Consider the following 20,651-nt stretch of genomic DNA (forward strand, 5'->3'; position numbering starts at 1 on the left):
GTGTCGGCACGTCCTTTCGCCGCCCCCGGATCGGGGCGGGGACCGGTCGCCGCTGGGGTGCGGCCACTTCTGAAGTCTGCATCAACATAGCCCTCCTACGCAGAGGGGTAAAACCCGGATCATTTTTTTGATCCACGGCGTTGATCTTCGCGTAATCCCTTGGAAACTGGACAAACGAGGCCCCATGTCGCTCGACGCCCCCCCATCACGCCCGCAAAGGGTCGCCATCATCGGCGGCGGCATCTCGGGGCTCGCGGCCGCGCACCTGCTGGCTCCGCAGCATTCGGTCACGGTCTTCGAGGCTGCGCCGCGGCTCGGCGGCCATGCCCGCACCGTCACCGCGGGCCTGCGCGGCGATCAGCCGGTCGATACCGGCTTCATCGTCTTCAACTACGCCAATTACCCGCATCTCACCCGGCTCTTCCAGGAGCTCGATGTGCCGGTGACGAAGAGCGACATGAGCTTCGGCGCCTCCATCGACGGCGGCCGGATCGAATACGCCCTGCGCAACCTCTCCGCGCTCACCGCCCAGAAGCGCAACCTCGCGCGCCCGGGCTTCTACCGCATGGTGCGCGACATCCTCCGCTTCAACGCCCGCGCCGAGGCGCTCGCGCAGGACGAGGCGGCCACCATCGGCCAGTTGATGGACGAGATGCGCCTCGGGAGCTGGTTCAAGCAGTATTACCTGGTGCCCCTCTGCGGCGCGATCTGGTCCACGCCGCCCGACCGGATCCGGGAGTTTCCGGCGCGCGCCGTGCTGCAATTCTTCCGCAACCACGCCCTGCTCAGCCGCGGCGGGCAGCACCAGTGGTGGACGGTCGAGGGCGGCAGCATCGAATATGTCCGCCGGCTCGAGCACAGCCTGCGCGGCCGCGGCGTGGCGCTGCGCACCGGCACGCCTGTCGCTTCCGTGACCCGTGACGCCTCGGGCATCACCCTCCACGGCACCGGCGACGAGGCGCCCTTCGATCAGGTCATCCTCGCCTGCCACGCCGACCAGGCGCTCAGGCTGCTCGCCCGGCCCACGCCCGCCGAGCAGGCCGCGCTCTCCGCCGTGCGCTTCCAGGACAACCGCATGGTGCTTCACCGCGACGAGGCCCAGATGCCCCGCCGCCGGGCCACATGGTCGAGCTGGGTCTATACCGCCGACACCACCCGCCCCGCGCCCGCCATCGGCGTCACCTACTGGATGAACCGGCTCCAGAACATCCCAAAGACCGACCCGCTCTTCGTCACCCTCAATCCCGCCCGCGAGGTGCCCGAGGCCCTCACCTATGACGAAACCACCTTCCGCCACCCGGTCTTCGACGCCGCCGCGCTGAAAGCGCAAGAGCAGCTCCGCAAGATGCAGGGCGCGAACAACACATGGTTCGCCGGCGCCTGGACCCGCCACGGCTTTCATGAAGACGGCTTCGCCAGCGCCGTCCGCATCGCCCGCCAGATGGAGCTTCAGCCAGCATGAGCTTCGCGCCCCAACATCTCGCCGGCACCACCACGCACACCCGCCGCGGCGCCATCCGCCACGGCTTCCGTTACGGCGTGGATTACGTGCTGATCGACCCCGAGCAGGGCGGGCCCGGCCCCCGGCTCTTCTCCCGCAACCGCTTCAACCTCGCCTCGGTCCACGACACCGACCACGGCGGTCCGCTGAAGCAGGGGCGCGGCCCGGCCTGGGCCCGCGAGGTGCTGGCCGCACACGGCCTGCACCCGGCCCGCCTGCTGCTGCTCACCCAGCCGCGCTTCCTGGGCTATGTCTTCAACCCGGTCAGCTTCTGGCTCGCGCTCGATGGCGACAGCCTGCACGCCGTCATCGCGGAGGTCTCCACCCCCTTTGGCGACCGCCACTCCTACCTCTGCCACCTGCCGGAGTTCGCACCGATCACGCCCGAACACACGCTGACCGCCAGCAAGGCGCTCCATGTCTCGCCGTTCCAGGACGTGGCGGGCCGCTACGACTTTCGCTTCGACCTGCGGCCCGACCGGCTGTCCTTCACCATCCTGCACCGCAACGGCGAGGAGGGTGTGGCCGCCGCGCTCTTCGGCCCCCGTGCCCCGCTCACCAACAGCGGCCTGATCCGCGCCAGCCTCCGCCGCCCGCTGGGCGCGCTGCGCACCATCGCCCTGATTCATTGGCAGGCCCTGCGGCTGCGCCTCAAGGGCGCCCGCTACCGGTCCCGCCCGACACCCCCGTCTTCCGAGGTAACCTCATGACCTTCCTGACCAACCGCGCCCGCCGCGAGTTTCTCGACAGTTGCGCCCGGATCACCCGCGGCAGCCTCCGCCTGCGCACCCCCGAGGGCGAGATCCACGACTTCGGCAGCGGTACGCCCGCCGCCGAGATGGACATCCACGACTGGTCGGTGGTCACATCCATGGCCGCGCGGGGCGATATCAGCCTGGGCGAAACCTATGTCGAAGGCCTCTGGGATACCCCCTCGATCGAGAGCCTCGCCGAGCTTGCGCTGCTGAACTTCGACCAGTTCGAGGGCCACGCCGACGCGGGCTTCTGGAGCCGCCTCAAGTTTCGCCTCACCGACCGGCTGCTGCGCGCCAACTCCCGCCGCGGTGCCTCGCGCAACATCCGCGCCCATTACGATGTGGGCAACGAGTTCTACCAGCTCTGGCTCGACGAGGGCATGACCTATTCCTCCGCCCTCTACGCGCCGGGCGACGACCTGCCCACCGCCCAGAACCGCAAGTACGACCGCATCCTCGACCGTGTCCGCGACGCCGACAGCCTGCTCGAGATCGGCTGCGGCTGGGGCGGTTTCGCCGAGCGTGCCGCCGACCGGGGCCAGCATGTCACCGGCGTCACCATCTCGCCCAGCCAGAAGGGCTATGCCGACGCCCGGCTCGACGGCCGCGCCGAGATCCGGCTCCAGGATTACCGCGCGATCGGGGGCAAATACGGCAGCATCGTCTCCATCGAGATGATCGAGGCCGTCGGCCAGCGCTACTGGCCCACCTACTTCGCCACCCTCAAGGACCGGCTGGCCGAGGGCGGCCGCGCCGTGCTTCAGGCCATCACCGTGCCCGACGCCAACTTCGACCGCTACAGCACCCGCTCCGACTACATCCGCCACTATACCTTCCCCGGCGGGATGCTGCTGAGCGACGCGGTGATCGCCGACCAGGCCGGGCGCGCCGGGCTGAAGGTGACCGACAACTTCGCCTTCGGGGCGGACTACGGCCGCACCTGCCGCGAATGGGACGACCGGCTCGAGGCCGTCTCCGACAAGGTCCGCCGGCTCGGCCACGGCGAGCGCTTCCTGCGCAACTGGCGCTACTACCTCGGCACCTGTACCGCCGCCTTCGCCACCGGGCGCTGCGACGTGGTGCAGGTGGAACTCTCCCATGCCTGAGCCGGAGCGCATCTGGATCATCGGCGCGAGCGACGGCATCGGCGCGTCGCTCGCCCGGCATTACGCGGGGCAGGGCGCCCGGCTGATCCTCTCGGCCCGGTCGGAGAACAAGCTCATGGCGCTGGCCTCCGAGCTCGGAGAGGGCCACGAGGTCGTCACGCTCGACGTGGCCGACCGCGCCTCCGTCGAGGCCGCCACCGCCCGTATCGGCGCCTCCGGCCCGCTCGACCGGATCATCCACCTCGCCGCGCTCTACGACCCGGGCCGTGTGGCCGACCTCGACCCGGACAGGGCCGCGCAGATCGTCACCGTCAACCTCACCGGCAGCTTCTACGTCGCCCAGCTCGCCCCGCCGCTGCTGCGCGAGGGCGGGCAACTCGCTCTCTGCGGCTCGGTCGCCGGCTACATCGGCCTGCCCAGGGGGCAGATCTACTCGGCCAGCAAGGCGGGCGTGATGAACCTCGCCCAGACGCTCCGCGCCGAGCTCGCGCCGCGGGTGGATGTCCGCCTCATCAGCCCCGGCTTCGTCGACACGCGGCTGACCCGGCAGAACGACTTCACCATGCCCGCCATCACCACCCCCGAGAAGGCCGCCCGCGCCATCGCCTCCGGCCTCGACCGGCGCGGCTTCGAGGTCCACTTCCCGCGCCGCTTCACCTACCCGATGAAACTCCTCGCGAGCCTGCCCAACTGGGCCGCGCTCCGCCTGACCGGGCGGCTTGCCCGATGAGCCGCCGCCCCGCCATGAAAGACCCCAGTCGATGAAGATCGCGATTCTCTACGCCGTCACCGCCACGCTCTTCCTGGTGGGCGATGCCATCGGGCTGAAGCTGCTCGTCAAGCCGGTGTTCGAGCGCCACGTCGGCCACCTGCTGGCAACGCCCCTGCGCCTCGGCCCCGCGGCCGCCTTCTACCTCGCCTATGTCGCCGGGCTGCTCTGGTTCGTCTCGGTCCCCGCGCTCAACGCCAAGGACCCGACCGCGGCCCTGATCGGCGGCGCCCTGCTGGGCCTGCTGGCCTATGGCACCTACGAGTTCACCAACTACGCCACCCTGCGCGACTGGACCCTGCACCAGGTCGCCGTCGATACCCTCTGGGGCGGAGTGCTCACCGGCTTCGCCGCCTGGGGCGGCGTCTGGATCACCCGCGCGCTGATGCCGTCGTAAGCCACGCGGGGCCGCATAGCCGGCCCCGGCGGCACGCCTGCGACCCGTTCCATGTGAGATGCGGGGAGATGGTGCAGCTAGAGGGAGAAACTTGGAACTCTCTCTTTGAGATTTTGCACGATTGGGAACTCCAACTCAAGGCTGTCGAAGACCTTAACACCGTAACTCAGGACAACGATCCGAGGTGCGGTGATGAGCATTTCGGAACGTGATTTCAATGCGGTAGCAGCCGCCAAGCCTAAAAAGAAGAAGCGCGAGGCTCCGTTCTCGCTGCGCTTCTCCTTTGAACAGATGGCTCTCTTGCAGTCCGCCGCGAATGGCGTACCGCTCGGCGCGTACATCAAGGCCAAGCTGTTCGATGAGCCGCTGGAGAAGGTCCGCCGCCGCAACACCAACCCCGTCAAAGACCATGAAGCCTTGGGCCGCGTCCTAGGCGAGCTTGGCAAGTCTCGCCTGTCGCAGAACCTCAACCAGCTTGCCCGCGCGACGAACACGGGCGCGCTGCCTGTTTCGCCTGAGCTGGAAGCCGAACTTCGCCAAGCCTGCGAGGACGTGAAGGCCTTGCGTGAAGAGTTGCTGCGCGCGCTCGGCTCCCTATCCGATGGAGGCGAGCCATGATCCTGAAAGGCTCACAGCGCGGGAATGCCGCCAAGCTGGCGACGCACCTGATGAACATGCAGGACAACGAGCATGTCAGCCTCCACGAGCTTCGAGGCTTCATGAGCGAAGACGATCTGCATGGCGCGCTGAAAGAATCCGAGGCCATCGCCAAGGGCACGCGTTGCCAGCAGCATCTCTTCTCGCTCAGCCTCAATCCCCCGCAAGATAAGCAGGTCGACACCGCCACCTTTGAAGCTGCCATCGAAATGGCGGAGCAGCGGCTCGGCCTGAACGGCCAGCCGCGCGCCGTTGTCTTCCATGAGAAGGAAGGCAGGCGGCACGCCCACGCTGTTTGGTCCCGCATCGATACGGACACCATGACGGCCAAGCAGCTATCCTTCACCAAGCGGCGGCTGATGGGTTTGAGCCAAGAGCTTTACCTCCAGCACGGCTGGGACATGCCAAAAGGCATGATCGACCGCGCCGCCAAAAACCCGCTCACCTTCACGCGTGCCGAATGGCAGCAAGCGCAAAGGACCAAGCAAGACCCGCAAATCATCAAGGCCATCTTCAAGGACGCCTGGCAGCGCTCGGATTCAGCCGACGCGCTGAAGGCCGCGCTGGAAGCAAGGGGCTACTACCTCGCCAAAGGCGACCGCAGGGGCATTGTCGCGGTCGATTATCGAGGCGAGGCCTATGCCCTGTCGCGCTGGTCGGGGGTCAAGGCGAAGGATGTCACCGCTCGCTTCAAGGAAGTGGAGGCGTTGCCCTCCATCGAAGAGCAGAAGCAACGGCTCGGCGGCCTGGTGGCCGACAAGCTCCGCAGCCATGCGCAGGAACTTGCGGCAGGCCACAAAAAGCTGCGCCCCGCATTGGAATTGCGGCGCGCGCAAATGGTCGAGCGCCACCGCACTGAGCGCACCGAACTCGCCCATCTTCACAAACAGCGCGAAGCCAGAGAAGCGGCGGCGCGGGCCGCGCGCCTGCCGCAAAAGGGCTGGGGAAAGCTCTGGAGCCGCCTGACAGGTAAGTATTCCGAGCTTAAGGCGCAGAGCGAGCATGATGCCTGGCAGGCGCTCCGCCGCGATCAGGCCGAGCGCGACAAGATGATCGCCAAGCAGCTCGATGAGCGCCAGCGGCTGCAAGAGGTTATCAAGAAGCAGCGCGAAGAGCAGCTTCAAGAGCTGATGTCCATCCGCCAGCAACTCGCCAATGTCATGCTCATGAAGCAGGGCAAGAACCCGACGATCATGCCAAAGGACGCAGCCCAGAAGCTGAGGCCGCAAGCCAGAAACACAGAGAGAACCCGTGAGACCAGACCGGGCCAAGGCCGTGAGCGTGAGCGCTCACGCGGGCCGACCCGAGGATTTGAACGCTAATGCATAGAAAGGAGACTACAAATGCGACACACACTTATGCTCAATCTTGACGAGGCGCATGCCTGCTTGCTGGACGAGCTGCGCCAGCATTTTCATCTGGCGGCGGAGGACACGGTACGCCTTGCCATCCGCCTGACCCACGCGCGCCACAAGCAAAAGCCGGACGTGCTGGTGCCGGAGTTCAAGCCTCGCGCAAAACGCGATGACTGGTTTGATGATGAAGAACATCTGCCGGAATAGCCCGATGGTTGAAGTTGATGAAGAAATTGAACGCCGTCTCAAGGCGCGCGTCATGGACGAGTTCTGGCGCAAGGTATCTGCCGCAAAGAAGCAGTACGGAACACATTTTATTCAGCGGCTTATTCTCCTGAGCGTGCGGGTCATGCATGAAGGCAACGAGGTCGTGCGCGCTTCCTACGCGGACCGAATTTATTCCGTGGTGCTGCTGGCGAAAAATGGCGAGGCTTTTTTGCAAAGCCCATATGCAGACGCTCTTTTTGCGCTGCTCCGGCACTATCGCCAGCGGCGAACGGTGCATTGAGCGCCGCCCAAGACGGGCGAAGCGGGCGAACTACAGTAAGTCGAATATATCTGATTGCTCGGGCGCGGCCTTTTCTTCGGATGGAAGGAAGAGGCTGGCGGGGCCTACAAGCACGCAATCAAGCTTACCCCATTTCACGCTCATGCCGTGATAAAAGCCTTCTGGCCGTCCACGGGCAGCGGCGCTGAGGCGAGCGTTTTCGTTGTAGGTGATTGGCGTGCCATCGAAGAACTTGCGCTCTATGATGCGGTAGGCCTGCACGGCGCGGTAGTCGCCTCTGGACGTGCCGCCGACCGAAACCCAAAGGGCATTTTGCCATTTGAAGGGTGAGCGTACGCGGCCCTCGGCGATCTTGTCGGCGCTGTATGAAGCGCTGATATCACCTTCTCCGATCTGGCGGTCTCGCGTGTGGCACCATCTGCCGGATGCAAGACGGGCAGGATCAACGAAAAATTCCTGCAACTTGACGGGGGCGCTCATGAGCGCCCCGCGTCGTTTGCTGCGTCGGGGGCATCTTCCAGCGGCAGGCGCAAGACGATGCGGCCATCGATCGGACAGGTCTCAAGCTGGAGCGTGTAGCCCCGCTCATCCTTATGCTTCCATGCGGCTCCGACCTTGTTCCAATAGGCCTTGTCGCCTTTCTGGGTGACGTGCCACGCCAAATAGTCGGGCGCATTCAGGGGCAGATTTTGGTTGGTTTTTTCGCGTAACATGATGTTTCTCCTTTGCTTGTCGTTGGCTTGCTAACGCCCTCCCGACAGGCCGAAGCAAAGGATCGGCCTTCATGTTCAACACGGATTTTTGGAGCGGGCAGGACATTGAAGGGCGAGCCGCTTCGGCCAGGGATTAAGGGCTCTCTGAGGCAAGCCATCGATGAGCAAAGGAACTCAAAGCAGCACGGCTAACGAGAAAAGCGGCCAGCCTGACGCCTATGCGCTGCCGGGCACGAGGCACACCTGTTCCCAGATCGATGATTGTGCCTTTGGAACGCATCGCCGCTCTTGGATACGCGGAGGCGGGCAAGCGCCGTTGTCAGACCTCTTCCGACAGTCCGATCATTCCCGCCAGCACTGCAAAGATCACTGCATCAAACCGATAGTGAAGCGCCATCTGCGCATCCGCCTGTTTGCAGGATCAAGTTCACCTCCCGAACCATCAGGCCTTCCATGGGCCGATGATGGTTGTGCGGGGCCGAAAGGCCCTGAGTGGTTCGGGGCTTCCTTGAAGCAAAAGGAGGATGAGATGACACTCGTCTCACGTTTTGAAGCGGCATCCCGCAGCACGGCAGAATTGCACGGCCTGTTGGCCGAGGCGTTCAACGCCTTCGCCGCCGCCCCGCGCGGATCGCAAGAGCGCTGCGACGCACTCCAATCGATGCACAACATCGAGAATGAACTGGCGACACGCGCGCCAGGTCTCTAACCGATCAGCGGTCAGCCGTCAGGCTGGCCGCACTTCTTGAGTTGTGGGTAGATCGGCAAAGCGCTGATTTCATACTAGCCTCTGCTGAAACTGCTGCTCTACGATAGCAGGCATGGACAACAGGCTTGCAGACTTACAACGATTTTATGAGCTTATGGCTGAACTGGATAGCTACATCGAGGGGAAGCATCTGCTTCGAGACTGCCATGGCCGCATGAACTGGCCTATGCGCGGCGTGTACTTTTTCTTCGAAGACGGTGAAGTGCGCGGCCAATCAGGTAACGGGCCGCGCGTGGTGCGGGTCGGCACGCACGCGCTTAAATCCGGTTCCCGCACAAGCCTTTGGAAACGGCTTTCGCAGCACAAGGGCGTTGCGCTATCTGGCGGTGGCAATCATCGTGGTTCGATTTTCCGTTTGATTGTCGGCACGGCTCTTCTCGAACGTGATGGCCTTACGTCCGAGAGTTGGGACAATCGGAAATCAACCGCTCCCCGCGAAGTGCGCCTTGCAGAGCAACACATAGAACAATTGGTTAGCGGCGTGATCGGGGCGATGCCGTTCTTGTGGCTCGATGTCGGCGATGACCCTGGCGCAGAAAGCGAGCGCGGTATCATCGAGCGGGGTTCCATCGCCCTTTTAAGCAATTGGCGGAAAGAGCCCATCGATCCTCCGTCATCTTCCTGGCTTGGGAAATATTGCAACCGTGAGCGTATTCGTTCGTCGGGTCTATGGAATTCGAACCATGTGGATGAGGCCTACGATCCAAACTTTCTTGACGTTCTTGAAAGCCGCGTCGAGCAAATAAGGAGACGTCGATGATTGTGGTCATTCAATGCGCTGGCTCCAAGCTTGCTAATGCCGGAAGCCTTAGCACGCCGGACGGCAGAAGTGTTCGCTTCGTCGCCCATCCAGAACTTGCGCCGGATGATGGCGAATTTTACGCAAGGCCGGATGATGAAGCGGACAAGGGTAGATCATGGCGCGATCTGCTGCGTGACATCAATCGCGGTTTGGCGGCGGCATCGCCAAATCTGCTGGCGGCAGGAGACCTCTATCGGCCTGCCGCCTATCGAGGCCTGTTAGAGTATGCAGGACGCGAAAAGCTCTACATCCTTTCCGCTGGCTGGGGGCTGATACGTTCAGATTTCCTGCTGCCCGAATATGACATTACCTTCTCGGGACAAGTCGATACCTACAAACGGCGACGGAAACCGGATCGCTATCGGGATTTTTCCATGCTGCCGCCAAACTGGCTTGAGCCGCTCTTGTTCTTTGGCAGCAAGGACTATCTGCCGCTCTTCCGCGAACTGAGCGCAGATCATCGCGGTCAACGGGTCGTCCTGTTTAGATCGGCGGAGCCCCCAGAAGTCCCCGACTGCGTAGCAGTGCGGTTTGAAACCAACCGTAGGACGAATTGGCATTACGAGGCAGTCGAACGCTACATAGCTGGCAATCTTCAACTTCCCGTCCGATAGGACGCTGAGCGGCTGGCCATCAGGCCAGCCGCGAAATTTTCTGGATGTGGAGCCGCCGCTTAAGCGGCGACTCCTTCGGCTTGTTCTTCCTCGATCAGCGGTTGTAGTCCGTGTAGGAAGTCTGCGGCGCGCTGCGCATGGGCGGCGGCGGCGAAAATCGCGCGCTTGTCGTCCTTCAAGACCTTGAGCCAACTTTTAATATAGGCGGCATGATCCATGCGAGGTTCGGGCGTTAGCTCCAGATCAGCGCAAAGGAAAGCCGCGCCAAGTTCGGCGACCAGCTCTTCGCGGGCGTAGCCTTCATCACCCCAACGCTTCCGGCCAAAGTCGCGGTCAAGGCGGGTTTTGTGCTTCGTCCAGTGGGTCAGCTCATGGGCAAGCGTGGCGTAGAAGCTCTCAGGGCTGCGGAAGGTTTCGAAAACTGGCATCTGCACATGATCGCTGCCGCCGCTATAGTGTGCGCTGTTCCCGCCGTGGCGGATGTCTGCGCCAGTGTTCCCGAAAAACTCTTCCGCGTGGCTGATCCGCAAGGCGGGGTCAATCACGGGCTCGGGCTTCGCATAGTAATGCTCGGGCAAGCCTTCGATCTGCTCGACATTGAAAACGCTGTAGCCCTTCATGAAAGGGATTTTGCGCTCTTCCTCGCTGCCATCGTCCTGCTCTTCGGTCTTGGTGATGGTGTTCGCATAGACCACCAGATTGCCGCGTTCGCCCTTCTTGACGTGCGCGCCAAGCTCCTTGGCTTGTTTGAAAGTCATCCAGTATGGGGAGAGATACCCCGCCTCAACGCTCGCTCCCCACAGCATCAGCACGTTGATTCCGTTGTAGGGCATGCCGTTGTGCCGTAGGGGCTTGGTGATCTTGCCTTCAAGGTTTCCAGCGTTCCACGGCTTGAGCCAAGACAGCTCGCCCTTCTCCAGATCGGCAATAATCTTGTCTGTTACTTTCTGATAAACATCTGCTTTCATTTTTTTTTCTCCTTTGTTCGGTTGCGCATGCAACCGAACTGCCCCTCTGGCGAAGAGAGGGGGGAGACCGTCCAGACCGAAGGCCATGGTGGGTGGTGCGGGCGCAGCCGAAGGCGAGCCACGGCCCATGGCCTTCGCCCAAAGCCGTAGCGAAGGGCTTGGTCTTGACGGGGGATGGGCCGTCAGGCCCCAATGAAAGAGAAGGGTGTCAGCCGTTCATGGCTGGCGAAAAGTGTGCAAGGGATGGAAGCCGCATGGCCGAGACTTCAGGCTCGGTTCACGACAGCCCGACCCGCAAGGGATGCGCGCAAATGCATCCGTATGGCCTACTTTTTATCGCAAGTTTTCATGGACTTAAGTTGCGAGCTCTATATATTGAACAACCAGAAAAAGTATGTTCTGGACGCCTCGGCTAGACCTGAACGATAGTGATAACGAGAAAGAATGAGAGCAGTCGAATGCCGATAGATTTTGACGACCTTCTGGATGACGATGATTCAATCGTCACGGACCCCAGAGATATTTTTCTGACGCTGGATCGAGACAAAGCGTTTGCATTTCCTCGCGACATCCAAACGGAAGTCATGAAAGAGTGGTACGGGAATAGAGATCAACCGGACACTGTAATCAAACTAAATGTTGGTAGCGGCAAAACTCTGGTTGGGCTCTTACTTCTGCAAAGTTCGCTGAATGAACAAGTCGCACCCGCCGTCTATATCGCACCCGACAAGCAACTCGTCGATCAAATTATTGCCGAAGCGAACGCGCTTGGGATCGAAACGACTGACGATCCTCATGACGCGGATTTTCAGTCGGGTGAAAGTATCTTAGTTACGACAATCCATCGGCTGTTTAACGGGAAATCTATATTTGGAGTTGGCGCAGAAGGTGTGAAGATAAAGTTGGGTTCCGTCGTGATCGATGATGCCCATGCCTGTATTGCGACTGTTACAGAGCAATTCAGGATAGAGCTTCCCAACACGCATGCGGCCTATCAGGAAATCCTCAAGATCGTTGAACCCGACTTGAGAAGGCAAAGCCATGCTCGCTTCCTCGATGTTCAGTCGAGTGATCCGCGTGCGATAATGGAAGTGCCATACTGGGCCTGGGCAAAGGCGCAGGAAGAAATAATGCAGGCCTTGCATAGCCGCAAGAACGACGACGAGCTGAAGTTTTCCTACCCGCTTCTTCGCGACATCCTACACCTCTGTCGGTGCGTGATAGGCGGTCAAAAACTAGAAATCGAGCCAGATTGCCCACCAACCGATCTTATTCGCGCATTTTCTCGTGCGAAGCGTAGAATATACATGACCGCAACGCTTTCCGATGACAGCGTTCTGGTGACACATTTCGGGGCTGACCCCAACAAACTTTCTGATCCGATCGTTCCTACGTCCTCCCAATCCATGGGCGAGCGCATGATCCTTATGCCCCAAGAACTGAACCCCGAAATCACCATGAAGGAAATCAAGGGGCTTCTGGTCGATCTAGCGGAAGAAGAAAATGTCGTTGTTATTGTCCCGTCCAAAAGTGCCTCGGAGGATTGGAAGGATGTTGCCGACCAGATTCTAACTGCGGGTAACGTCGTGGATGGCGTGGAGAAGCTTCGCGAAGGCCATGTAGGTCTGACGGTTCTCGTAAACAGATATGACGGGATCGATCTGCCCCACGACGCCTGCCGCGTCCTGGTAATATATAACCTGCCAGAAGTAGCATCGTTTTCGGACCTGACAGATATGGCTGTCTTGAGCGACTCGCAAACCGGACTGCGGCGTCAGATGCAGCGGATCGAACAAGGCATGGGGCGCGGTGTGCGTTCCAACGACGATTACTGTGTCGTCTTGCTCGCCGGATCGAAGCTTACGCGGCGCGTGAAGTCACCGGACGGACTCAAGTTGTTGACTCCCGCCACGCAGGCACAGCTCGATCTTTCAAAGAAGATCGCCAAGCAACTTGATGGCGTTGACATCAAAGGAATTTCAGACGTTATTGACCAGTGCCTTAAGCGTGATCCCTCTTGGGTGAAGGTCAGTAAGAAAACGCTGCTGAAGGCGCAGGCCCAGACGGGTCTGGTTCTTGATAAAGCCAGTGTTGCGGTGCGACTTGCTTTTGACACAGCCCGCTCAGGCGATTACAAGGCCGCCGCCGAGCTACTCAGCGCCGCGGCAAACAAAGCACAGGATGACGATGAGAAAGCATGGCTTATGTCGAAATTGGCAGGCATGCAAAATCACCTAAATCCTGCGACGTCGCAGAAAACCTTACTGGCGGCACACAAACTTAATCCGAACGTCCTTCGGCCAATCGAGGGTATCGCCTATCAAAAGCTGGCCACCCAGAAAGGCGCGCAAGCTGCTGAAGTCCAGTCTTATCATCAGGAACGATTCCTTGAAGCGGCAGACCGAATACTGGAAGTCAACCAGCTTACAGACGAGTTGCGCTTTCAAAGCGTGACGCCGGATAAATTCGAGGCAGCGATCAATGATCTCGCGCGTTTCATCGGTCTTCACTCCCAACGACCTGAAAAACAGTTCAATGATGGACCGGATAATCTTTGGGCTCTACCGGGCGGTTCATTTCTTGTAATCGAATGCAAGAACAATGCGACCTCGGAGAGTGGAATATCCAAAAGCGACTTGGGACAGCTCGATCAGGCTATGTCTTGGTTCTTCGGCAAGTACACGAAAGCTGCAATCGGAACACCCATAATGATACATCCGCTTCGGAAGCTCGGCGAGGGGGCGTCCGAAGTGGAAGGCATGCGGATCATCACAGAAAAGGAACTGAAAAAGTTGCGGAAGGCGCTCTCGGAGTTTGCGAAGTCGCTTGGTGATCCTGATATTCTGAATAGCCAGAAGCAAATAAATGAGTTGCTCGCATCCCACGGCTTCAACGGCGATGAGTTCTTGAAACGGTATACGACAACCCTAAAATGACGCTGTTACGGCAAAGGACTTGGGTGATCTGCCGTTGAAATGACAGTGAGTGATCGTGCAGCCTGCGCAAGTGAGCAACAGAGTAAATATGCGCTAGATTTCGCGGACATTCACCAAAGCACCTTGCTCCTCAAGATGAGCTTTCAAACGCGTCGCCTGGCTTCTGGGTGCGGCTATAACCAGCAGCTTTTCTGCGCGCGATGCCGCCACGTACAGCTTTCTGGCGTTCTCGGCTTGCTCAGCAGGCTCGCCCGTCAGCAAGAAATCGAGAATTCCTCCTAAGGTTCTTGATGTCGTCACCACACACACGGCAGGAAATTGCATACCCTTGACCGAATGGATCGTACGCGCAAAGACAGTGTCCGCTGGAGCGTCTGCAAGCAGGCCTTCGAGACCTGCATTCCAACTCAGTTTTTGTGAGATCGATTGACCATCATCGATGCAAAGTTCGCGCCCCAGCACTTCTTTGGCAGCGCGGTGCCAACCACGGGCATCTCCATGAACATCTGGGGAGAATCGAAGCATCCGCATTACTGCAATCACTTGCGAGCGCCAACTGACCGGATCTATGCCGTTATCTGCGACGTATTGATGATAGGACGCGCCGCCAAGTTTGCCTTCAAGGCTCAAGAATAATTCATGGGCGCTGTCCATGGCCTTCCTCATTTCGATGTAACCAGCGGCAAAGTGAAATTCCGAGACCGCCTCTGCAAGACGAAGAGTGCGGTGAGCGGAACCTGTCACTTTGGGCTGACCTGACGCAGCGGCTCCACTCGCCTTTGTGGAAGCGACAATCGGGGCGGAAGAAGGATGGATATGAGCGTCGCGTAAAATGGCGGAGAATGTCTCTCCTATTAAGGGCGGAACGCTAGTGCCTCCGTAGGCCAGAATCTCGACAGGTGCGGCATGTTCCTTATGTGCTCCAAGCGCTTGATCAGAATCGCCCCGCACAGCGATAGGGCGAAATCCGGAGACGGCCTTGCAGATATCGGGGGAAGAACGAAAGTTCCCGCTGACCTTCTTGCGCTGCTCGGCAGGAAAGGTCTCGGCAAATGAATAGAGGTGGTCTGTAACCCCGCCGCGAAATTCGTAAATCGCCTGATTGGGATCGCACACTACTTTGGTCGGAAGGCCGGAGTCGCGGAGCCATGTAATGATTCTTAGATCATCAGGGTTACAGTCCTGCGCTTCATCAACGATCACTTCACAAAAGCGCCCTTTCAGCGCGAGCGCGATCCTTTGCGCGGCCTCTGCGTTTGATATTCTCTGCAAGGCGAGCGACCGTGCTTCATCAAAGCCGAGATGGCCACGCGCGAGGAGGTTCTCTCGTATGCGTCTCGCCGTCGTTTGATAGGCCTGCACCTGATGATCGGACTTTTGAGTGACATCAAAGCCCTTGGATTTTGCCTCCGCCGGATAGATCGCGCCTGTCTCGGGGCAAAAACAAGATAGCGGCAGGGATTGCGCACCATCAAATGGCTCGACAGAAAGCCCTGCCATATCGGCAATCAGGCGAGGCCGAACAGTTGCGCCAGGCAGTCCGAATGGCGCGACGAGGAACTGCCAGACAAAACTGTCGAACGTTCCAATAAAATTTGGGAAGACAGGCGCCGGCAGCAATCGCTCCTGCGAAAGTCGGGTCTCCAACTCGAAGACTGCGGCATGGGTGAAAGACAAAAAGGCGATGCCTCTTCCGTGTCCCAATGCGCCGAAGAGCTTGCGGGCGCGTTCGATCAGAATTCTAGTTTTTCCGGCTCCTGGACACGCATCAACAAAAGCCGAACCGTCAAGCCCTATGACAGCGCGCTGCTCTTCTGTTGGCGTGAAAGGCTTTGGCGTCATTTGACGATGGCCTCAATCGCATCGATCAGGTATTGCGGCACCTGGAAGTCGGCGGAGTTTGCGACTTTTCCAGATAAAATCTGAGCGAAGTCTCCCTTGCGCGTGCCCTTGAATATCTCGTGGATTTCCTTTGCTTTTTCGCTCCCCTCCAAGGCTGCGGCCCTATCCCATTTCGCTTCTGATCTGGAATGGAGTTCAAGGTAAACTTCCTTCATGATGGCGGCGTTTCCGGCGTTCAAAAGTTCGGTCTCAAGCGAATAGGTATTGATGCAAACGTCCAGATTGCCTGACGCCGCCTTGATTCTTGCCAGTTCTTCCAGTTTGTTCTTGCGGTTTTGACCAGGCAGTTCATCACCTTCATCGTCGGACGCTTTTGCATCACCATCTGTGACAATCACCAGTCTTTCGGCGATCCTGACGCCGTTATAGGGTGACAGAAGCGCTTTGGCGTAGGGTTCAAAGTCGACCCCATCGATCGGCACAAAGACGGCTGAACGAAAAATACGAAAGTCGGCGGGCCTGTCTTTAAGCACGTGATGCTTGGCAATGGCGGGCAGGAGCAGTGCCTCGGCAATGCCTTCGACCAAAAACACCCGCCCTCCGAACAAAAGCGCGGATTTGGTGACATCGAGGTAGCGATCAATCTTGCGCCGCTCTTCATCGCTCAGTTCTAGTTTTGAGAGCGGGATGCACCGCGACTCCGGTCGCAGTGGTTGCGCCGGTGACGGTTCCGCCTGAGCCTCGGAAATGCCTCGTGGCTCGGCGCTGTCCCCAAGGTCTGCGAGAGATTGCTCTTCGTCCTCGGCTGGCGTCTCCGCAGTTTCTGCGGTCATGGTTTCGGGGATGATTGACTTAACGAAGACAAGGTTGCGGTTTGGCACCCAGGCCGAGAGGTTAGGAGAATGTGTGGCGACGACAACCTGTAAATTGCCTGCGGGTGCGTTCGGATCGCTCTTGGGCTTGAATGATTGTTCGGCGCGCTCTTCGAGAAAATTCAGAACGGCGGCCTGAAGTTGCGGGTGCAAGTGCGCTTCCGGCTCCTCGACAAGAAAAAGTGTTAACTCTGCATTGTCGGTCTTCTCTAGTTCCACGGCGATAATCGCCATGTATAGGAGATTGGCATAACCGTGACCGGAGTATTTCAGGTCTTCCGGTGATATACCGTGATCTGCAAGCTTGAAGCGAAGGTCGCGGGCAATGTCGATCAGGCTTTCATTTGTATTAAAACCCAATTTGGCACTTTGCCGCCGCACGCCTGCTGTCAAGTCATTGAGACCGCTCGCTACGGCGCTGTCCACGTTTCCCAGGATCGGGTTGTCCGCGCTACGGGCAAGGCTCTGCGCTACTTCGGCGGCTTCCTGGTCTCCGAGAAAGTGATTCAGGAGAGCGTGTATGCGCGTCGGATTGCCGGATGCCAATGCTAGCTTGGCATCACGGAGGGGCGGTAGATAAACATGGCGGATCATCTCATGCGAGCCTGGCTCGGGAGCGGCTTTGAAGCGCCCGCCCCACAGGGTCGGCCTAGCATATTGCGTCCGAACCGCCGCATTGTAAGTAATGCCGAAGCAGGCGCTTTGCAGGCTATCGTCCATTGTTGCCGAAAGCATTCGCCCCTGCTGCGGCGGGGTAAGGTCTTGAAAGTTGGCCTTCAACTCAAAGCTTGCAGGACTTGATCCAAATCTGATGTCGGTATGCTCGCAATAAAGCTCCCTGCGCCCACCAAGCGGTGTTGTCAGAAGCCGGATTGCATCGATGATATTGCTCTTGCCGCCATTATTTTCACCGACCAGCACTGTGAGCTTCTTTTCGAAATGGACCGTCTCCTCAGAGAAAGACCGGAAATTATTCAACTCCAATTCACTTAAATGCATATCAAATTACCTACGCGCTAAATAAAGAACCTCGAGCCATCTGGTCAGTCCCGATAATTTCGGATCGCGCCTTGATCAATTTGTTTCGCAGGAACTAGTCGATAATGACGCTCTTCGACGACGCGAATTTCATCTTCCTGCAATGTAAGCTCAAAAAGTGCAACCACGTCATCGCCCATGAATTGCGCTGCGATTGCGCGGCATCGCATACCAGAGAACTTTTCTTCTACAAAACGAATATCTTGAGAAATCTGGACGATACCAATTTGATCTTTTCCACCCTTGGCCTGTACTGGAATGACGTAGTGACAGCCTCTCTTGTCAATCCCGACATAAAGCTCATCTATTTCAATCTGCCCAACACCCTTTACGGTTGTGCGCAGATGGTTCTGGAGACTGTAAGTGGTAAGTCCCAAGAAGGTGTCGATTAGGCGGTTGTAGCGCACGATCGCAAGTAGTGCCTGCTCATCGTCCAGAGCATATGCACGAATAATTTCTGGGGTAGCGTCGGGAATGTCGATCCGCGCAAGGTCTTCGCGTGGCAATACCCGATTGATCTTGACGAGAGAGAACCTATATTTGGCTCTTCCTGCAAGCTCTATAACCCACTCCTTACCTTCAGGTTGTGTGGCAATAATTTTTTCCGGCAGGTCGGTTCTAAAGCGAAAGGAATAAATCACGTCACCCAGGTTGTCCGGCAATACAATGCCTAGGTGGGCGGCCGCGTCTTTTATCTCAGGTCGCGTGAAGTCAAGTGACGTTTTTCCATCACTATAATGATCGAAGAAAATCTTCTCGATAAGAGCCTGATATCGGTTTCGAACTTTGCTAGCCATAAATCTTCTGCCCCGACAGTCTTTCTCTCTCAATATCAGCTTGCTTGCGTTTCTTTGCTCCGCTCTTTTGATCTCGACGACTTGGCAGTGGCTTTACGCCAAAATGAGCAGCGGCCTTCGACAAGTCCATTGATAATAGTTCTTCAGACCCAAGAGGGATAATTTGGGCGGGACGTGCTGGACGGAAATCGAGAGATTCAATCACCTGCGTTGCAATCGCTCGTGCAAGAGGTGGAGGAACGGCATTTCCGATCTGGCGTGCTCCGTGCCATTTTGTAACATTGAAGCGAAACCAGTCAGGGAAGCCATGTAGTCGTGCCATTTCCCGTACTGTCACGCATCGGTCATAGCGGTAGTGGATGGGTCTGGGGCTCGTGAATGCGCCCCGTGCACCGTCTGTACCGGCGCGAAGAGTATTTGAAACCCCCCGCGAAGGCAGCTTGAAGAAACGACTGATTGGCTCAACAGAGCCTGGCTCGGTTTCGGAGAAGCGCCGCTGCGAAATCTCCGTATGAGCTGTACGTGCACTGGAAGTCAGCAGAGCAGGATTCCACTCCCGCACGTAGCCGAAATGCCAAGCGTCGTTTGTCATACAGCGCAACTCGGCTGAATACGGCGAAGGCGCTCCGAACGCACTGGTTTTCACAGCATCACTAGTGAGCAAACTCTGAAATTTGTCGGCGTCGGGAAGATCGGCCAATGCATCTGTGCAAGTGGGTCCTGATGGCAAGCCATCCCTTGTTCCTTTACGCCCCGCAATATTGGTAGCCGGATCGGGGTACTCTGGCAGTGCTTCGCCCTTGCGGCATCCAAACAGTATCAGTCGCTCTCGGGATTGCGGCGTTCCGTAGTTTCCCGCATTCAACACCTTCCAAGGGGTTCTCACTTCATACCCTGCGGCATCAAACGCTTGAACCAATTCCTTTAGGAATGCTTTGTGCTTGCCGACAGTGAGACCTTTTACGTTTTCAAACACAAAGGTTCGAGCTTTCAACTCGGCGACAATGCGGACAAAGTCTAGAACAAGGCTGTTTCGAGGGTCATCCAATACGCGGTGACCAATAAGCGAAAAGCCCTGGCAAGGAGCTCCCCCGAAGACGCAATCCACTGGAGCGTTGCCGATGCTGGCAACCTTTCGAATAAGCTCGCCGCTCAATCCTTCCACCGAGCGAGGAATAATGGCGGTCTTCGGGAAATTGAACTTATGGACAGCGCAATGCACAGGGTCGATTTCAACAGCGGCAGCTATATCGAAACCTGCTTGCTCGAAACCGAGGCTCATGCCGCCTGCGCCTGCAAACAGGTCGATGCCTATCGGTCGGTGGGGTTCGTCGTCGATCATGGGCCTGTGCTGATTCATGTGGATAGCTTACCGTGAATATCACAGCATGTCGATCGGCTTCTAGCTTTCATCCACAAATTGTTGTAGCCGCTCAGCGAGAGCCGCTCGATCTCTCGTTTGACACTGCCACACAACAAGGACTGTCCACCCCATCGCTTCCAGTTGGCCAGTCTTCGCGGTGTCACGGCGAACGTTGGCAGCCAGCTTTGGTAGCCAGTAGTCTTGTCGAGACTTGGGCGGTTGCCCCTTAGCGCAACCGTGCGCATGCCAGAAACAACCATGTACCAAGATGATCTTTCGGTATTTTGGCAGAACGATGTCGGGCTTGCCTGGCAGGTCGTTGCGGTGGAGCCGGAAGCGGTAGCCTTGTGCATGCAGCAGGCTCCTGACCAGAACCTCTGGTCGGGTGTTCCTGCTCTTGACAGCTTGCATGATGCGCCGTCTCTGCTCTGGGCTGCGTGTGTCCATGTGTCTACCTATCAGGCACGCCCGCTGACCGACAGCACTCGCTACCAGTGAGAAGCGGAAGGTCTCATGATCGGGTTCAGCGCCGACGCGCTGGCGGCATCCAATCCGCGGAGGGTTGGTCAGGGGTCCACGGGGGCAGGAACGCCCCGTGGTCGATGGGATGGTTCCAAGGCAAGGGCAGCTATGAAATGCTCGCTTCCTGGTCTCGATGAAGTCGTCTCCATGACATGGCGCGCATCCAAACTGCGGAAGGTTGGTCTCCATGAAATGGTGGTGATCGGACGGCCAGACGTTCGTGCATGGTTCGGTGTTGGTGGAGAGGCACGTCTCCAAGCCCAACGACTGATTGAACGGGGATACGTTCTACTGGCTCTGGATGGGTTCAATGCCCAGGAAGAGCCACTGGCCGGGGGGATGCAACGGGGGCGCGCAGCGGGACCCC

The 20,651-nt window shown here is 58.8% G+C and carries 21 protein-coding genes; 13 read left to right on the top strand and 8 right to left on the bottom strand.

Annotated features, from left to right (window positions below):
* The first annotated feature begins 184 nt into the window (after positions 1–184).
* From BUR94_RS01460 to BUR94_RS01500, 9 genes are all read left to right on the top strand, one after another.
* Positions 185–1,462 (top strand): NAD(P)/FAD-dependent oxidoreductase, encoded by a 1,278-nt coding sequence (locus BUR94_RS01460; RefSeq protein ID WP_074254496.1) that lies wholly within the window; start codon positions 185–187, stop codon positions 1,460–1,462.
* The gene (locus BUR94_RS01465; protein ID WP_074254497.1) at positions 1,459–2,211 is read left to right on the top strand and encodes a DUF1365 domain-containing protein; all 753 of its coding nucleotides are present in this window, start codon (positions 1,459–1,461) and stop codon (positions 2,209–2,211) included. Before BUR94_RS01460 ends, BUR94_RS01465 begins: the two co-directional genes overlap by 4 nt.
* Complete coding sequence (locus BUR94_RS01470; RefSeq protein ID WP_074254498.1) at positions 2,208–3,362, top strand: SAM-dependent methyltransferase; 1,155 nt, start codon at positions 2,208–2,210, stop codon at positions 3,360–3,362. Before BUR94_RS01465 ends, BUR94_RS01470 begins: the two co-directional genes overlap by 4 nt.
* Positions 3,355–4,092, top strand: a complete 738-nt coding sequence (locus BUR94_RS01475) for an SDR family NAD(P)-dependent oxidoreductase (protein ID WP_074254499.1) — start codon at positions 3,355–3,357, stop codon at positions 4,090–4,092. The genes BUR94_RS01470 and BUR94_RS01475 overlap by 8 nt, the downstream gene beginning before the upstream one ends.
* 31 nt (positions 4,093–4,123) lie before the next feature.
* Positions 4,124–4,528: a DUF2177 family protein gene (locus BUR94_RS01480; RefSeq protein WP_074254500.1), complete on the top strand. Its 405-nt coding sequence runs from the start codon at positions 4,124–4,126 to the stop codon at positions 4,526–4,528.
* Between the two features lie 192 nt (positions 4,529–4,720).
* Positions 4,721–5,146: a hypothetical protein gene (locus BUR94_RS01485; RefSeq protein ID WP_074254501.1), complete on the top strand. Its 426-nt coding sequence runs from the start codon at positions 4,721–4,723 to the stop codon at positions 5,144–5,146.
* The gene (locus BUR94_RS01490; RefSeq protein WP_074254502.1) at positions 5,143–6,507 is read left to right on the top strand and encodes a relaxase/mobilization nuclease domain-containing protein; all 1,365 of its coding nucleotides are present in this window, start codon (positions 5,143–5,145) and stop codon (positions 6,505–6,507) included. Before BUR94_RS01485 ends, BUR94_RS01490 begins: the two co-directional genes overlap by 4 nt.
* 21 nt (positions 6,508–6,528) lie before the next feature.
* A complete protein-coding gene (locus BUR94_RS01495; protein WP_139301190.1) occupies positions 6,529–6,747 on the top strand; it encodes a hypothetical protein in 219 nt (72 codons plus the stop codon).
* Positions 6,722–7,048 carry a hypothetical protein gene (locus BUR94_RS01500; protein ID WP_139301191.1) on the top strand — a complete coding sequence of 109 codons (327 nt, stop codon included), beginning with the start codon at positions 6,722–6,724 and terminating at the stop codon, positions 7,046–7,048. The genes BUR94_RS01495 and BUR94_RS01500 overlap by 26 nt, the downstream gene beginning before the upstream one ends.
* Positions 7,049–7,078: 30 nt before the next feature.
* Here BUR94_RS01500 and BUR94_RS20360 read toward each other — a convergent pair whose 3' ends face one another.
* Both BUR94_RS20360 and BUR94_RS01505 read right to left on the bottom strand, forming a co-directional pair.
* The gene (locus BUR94_RS20360) at positions 7,079–7,528 is read right to left on the bottom strand and encodes a hypothetical protein (protein WP_139301192.1); all 450 of its coding nucleotides are present in this window, start codon (positions 7,526–7,528) and stop codon (positions 7,079–7,081) included.
* The gene (locus BUR94_RS01505) at positions 7,525–7,761 is read right to left on the bottom strand and encodes a hypothetical protein (protein ID WP_074254505.1); all 237 of its coding nucleotides are present in this window, start codon (positions 7,759–7,761) and stop codon (positions 7,525–7,527) included. Before BUR94_RS01505 ends, BUR94_RS20360 begins: the two co-directional genes overlap by 4 nt.
* Positions 7,762–8,290: 529 nt before the next feature.
* On the opposite strand from BUR94_RS01505, the gene BUR94_RS01510 reads away from it, so the two are divergent.
* The 3 genes from BUR94_RS01510 to BUR94_RS01520 all read left to right on the top strand — a co-directional run bounded on the left by BUR94_RS01510 (position 8,291) and on the right by BUR94_RS01520 (position 9,946).
* Positions 8,291–8,470: a hypothetical protein gene (locus BUR94_RS01510; protein WP_074254506.1), complete on the top strand. Its 180-nt coding sequence runs from the start codon at positions 8,291–8,293 to the stop codon at positions 8,468–8,470.
* Positions 8,471–8,582: 112 nt separating this feature from the next.
* Positions 8,583–9,290 carry a GIY-YIG domain-containing protein gene (locus BUR94_RS01515; protein WP_074254507.1) on the top strand — a complete coding sequence of 236 codons (708 nt, stop codon included), beginning with the start codon at positions 8,583–8,585 and terminating at the stop codon, positions 9,288–9,290.
* Positions 9,287–9,946: a hypothetical protein gene (locus tag BUR94_RS01520; RefSeq protein WP_074254508.1), complete on the top strand. Its 660-nt coding sequence runs from the start codon at positions 9,287–9,289 to the stop codon at positions 9,944–9,946. The genes BUR94_RS01515 and BUR94_RS01520 overlap by 4 nt, the downstream gene beginning before the upstream one ends.
* A 59-nt stretch (positions 9,947–10,005) precedes the next feature.
* Here BUR94_RS01520 and BUR94_RS01525 read toward each other — a convergent pair whose 3' ends face one another.
* On the bottom strand, positions 10,006–10,914 hold the full coding sequence (locus BUR94_RS01525; RefSeq protein ID WP_074254509.1) for an ArdC family protein: 909 nt from the start codon (positions 10,912–10,914) through the stop codon (positions 10,006–10,008).
* 458 nt (positions 10,915–11,372) lie between these two features.
* On the opposite strand from BUR94_RS01525, the gene BUR94_RS01530 reads away from it, so the two are divergent.
* The gene (locus BUR94_RS01530; RefSeq protein WP_074254510.1) at positions 11,373–13,850 is read left to right on the top strand and encodes a DEAD/DEAH box helicase; all 2,478 of its coding nucleotides are present in this window, start codon (positions 11,373–11,375) and stop codon (positions 13,848–13,850) included.
* A 93-nt stretch (positions 13,851–13,943) separates the two neighbouring features.
* On the opposite strand, the gene BUR94_RS01535 is transcribed toward BUR94_RS01530, so the two are convergent.
* The 5 genes from BUR94_RS01535 to BUR94_RS21090 are packed head-to-tail and all read right to left on the bottom strand — an operon-like array spanning position 13,944 to position 20,473.
* Complete coding sequence (locus tag BUR94_RS01535; RefSeq protein WP_074254511.1) at positions 13,944–15,692, bottom strand: UvrD-helicase domain-containing protein; 1,749 nt, start codon at positions 15,690–15,692, stop codon at positions 13,944–13,946.
* Positions 15,689–17,563, bottom strand: coding sequence for an ATP-dependent nuclease (locus BUR94_RS01540; RefSeq protein ID WP_074254512.1), 1,875 nt, complete (start codon positions 17,561–17,563; stop codon positions 15,689–15,691). The genes BUR94_RS01535 and BUR94_RS01540 overlap by 4 nt, the downstream gene beginning before the upstream one ends.
* Before the next feature lie 44 nt (positions 17,564–17,607).
* A complete protein-coding gene (locus BUR94_RS01545) occupies positions 17,608–18,399 on the bottom strand; it encodes an endonuclease (protein ID WP_074254513.1) in 792 nt (263 codons plus the stop codon).
* Positions 18,392–19,741 (bottom strand): DNA cytosine methyltransferase, encoded by a 1,350-nt coding sequence (locus tag BUR94_RS01550; protein WP_074257528.1) that lies wholly within the window; start codon positions 19,739–19,741, stop codon positions 18,392–18,394. Before BUR94_RS01550 ends, BUR94_RS01545 begins: the two co-directional genes overlap by 8 nt.
* Before the next feature lie 60 nt (positions 19,742–19,801).
* The gene (locus BUR94_RS21090) at positions 19,802–20,473 is read right to left on the bottom strand and encodes a very short patch repair endonuclease (RefSeq protein ID WP_342745191.1); all 672 of its coding nucleotides are present in this window, start codon (positions 20,471–20,473) and stop codon (positions 19,802–19,804) included.
* Positions 20,474–20,651 lie beyond the last annotated feature (178 nt).

The organism is Vannielia litorea (assembly GCF_900142295.1).
GTDB classification, from domain to species: Bacteria; Pseudomonadota; Alphaproteobacteria; order Rhodobacterales; family Rhodobacteraceae; genus Vannielia; species Vannielia litorea.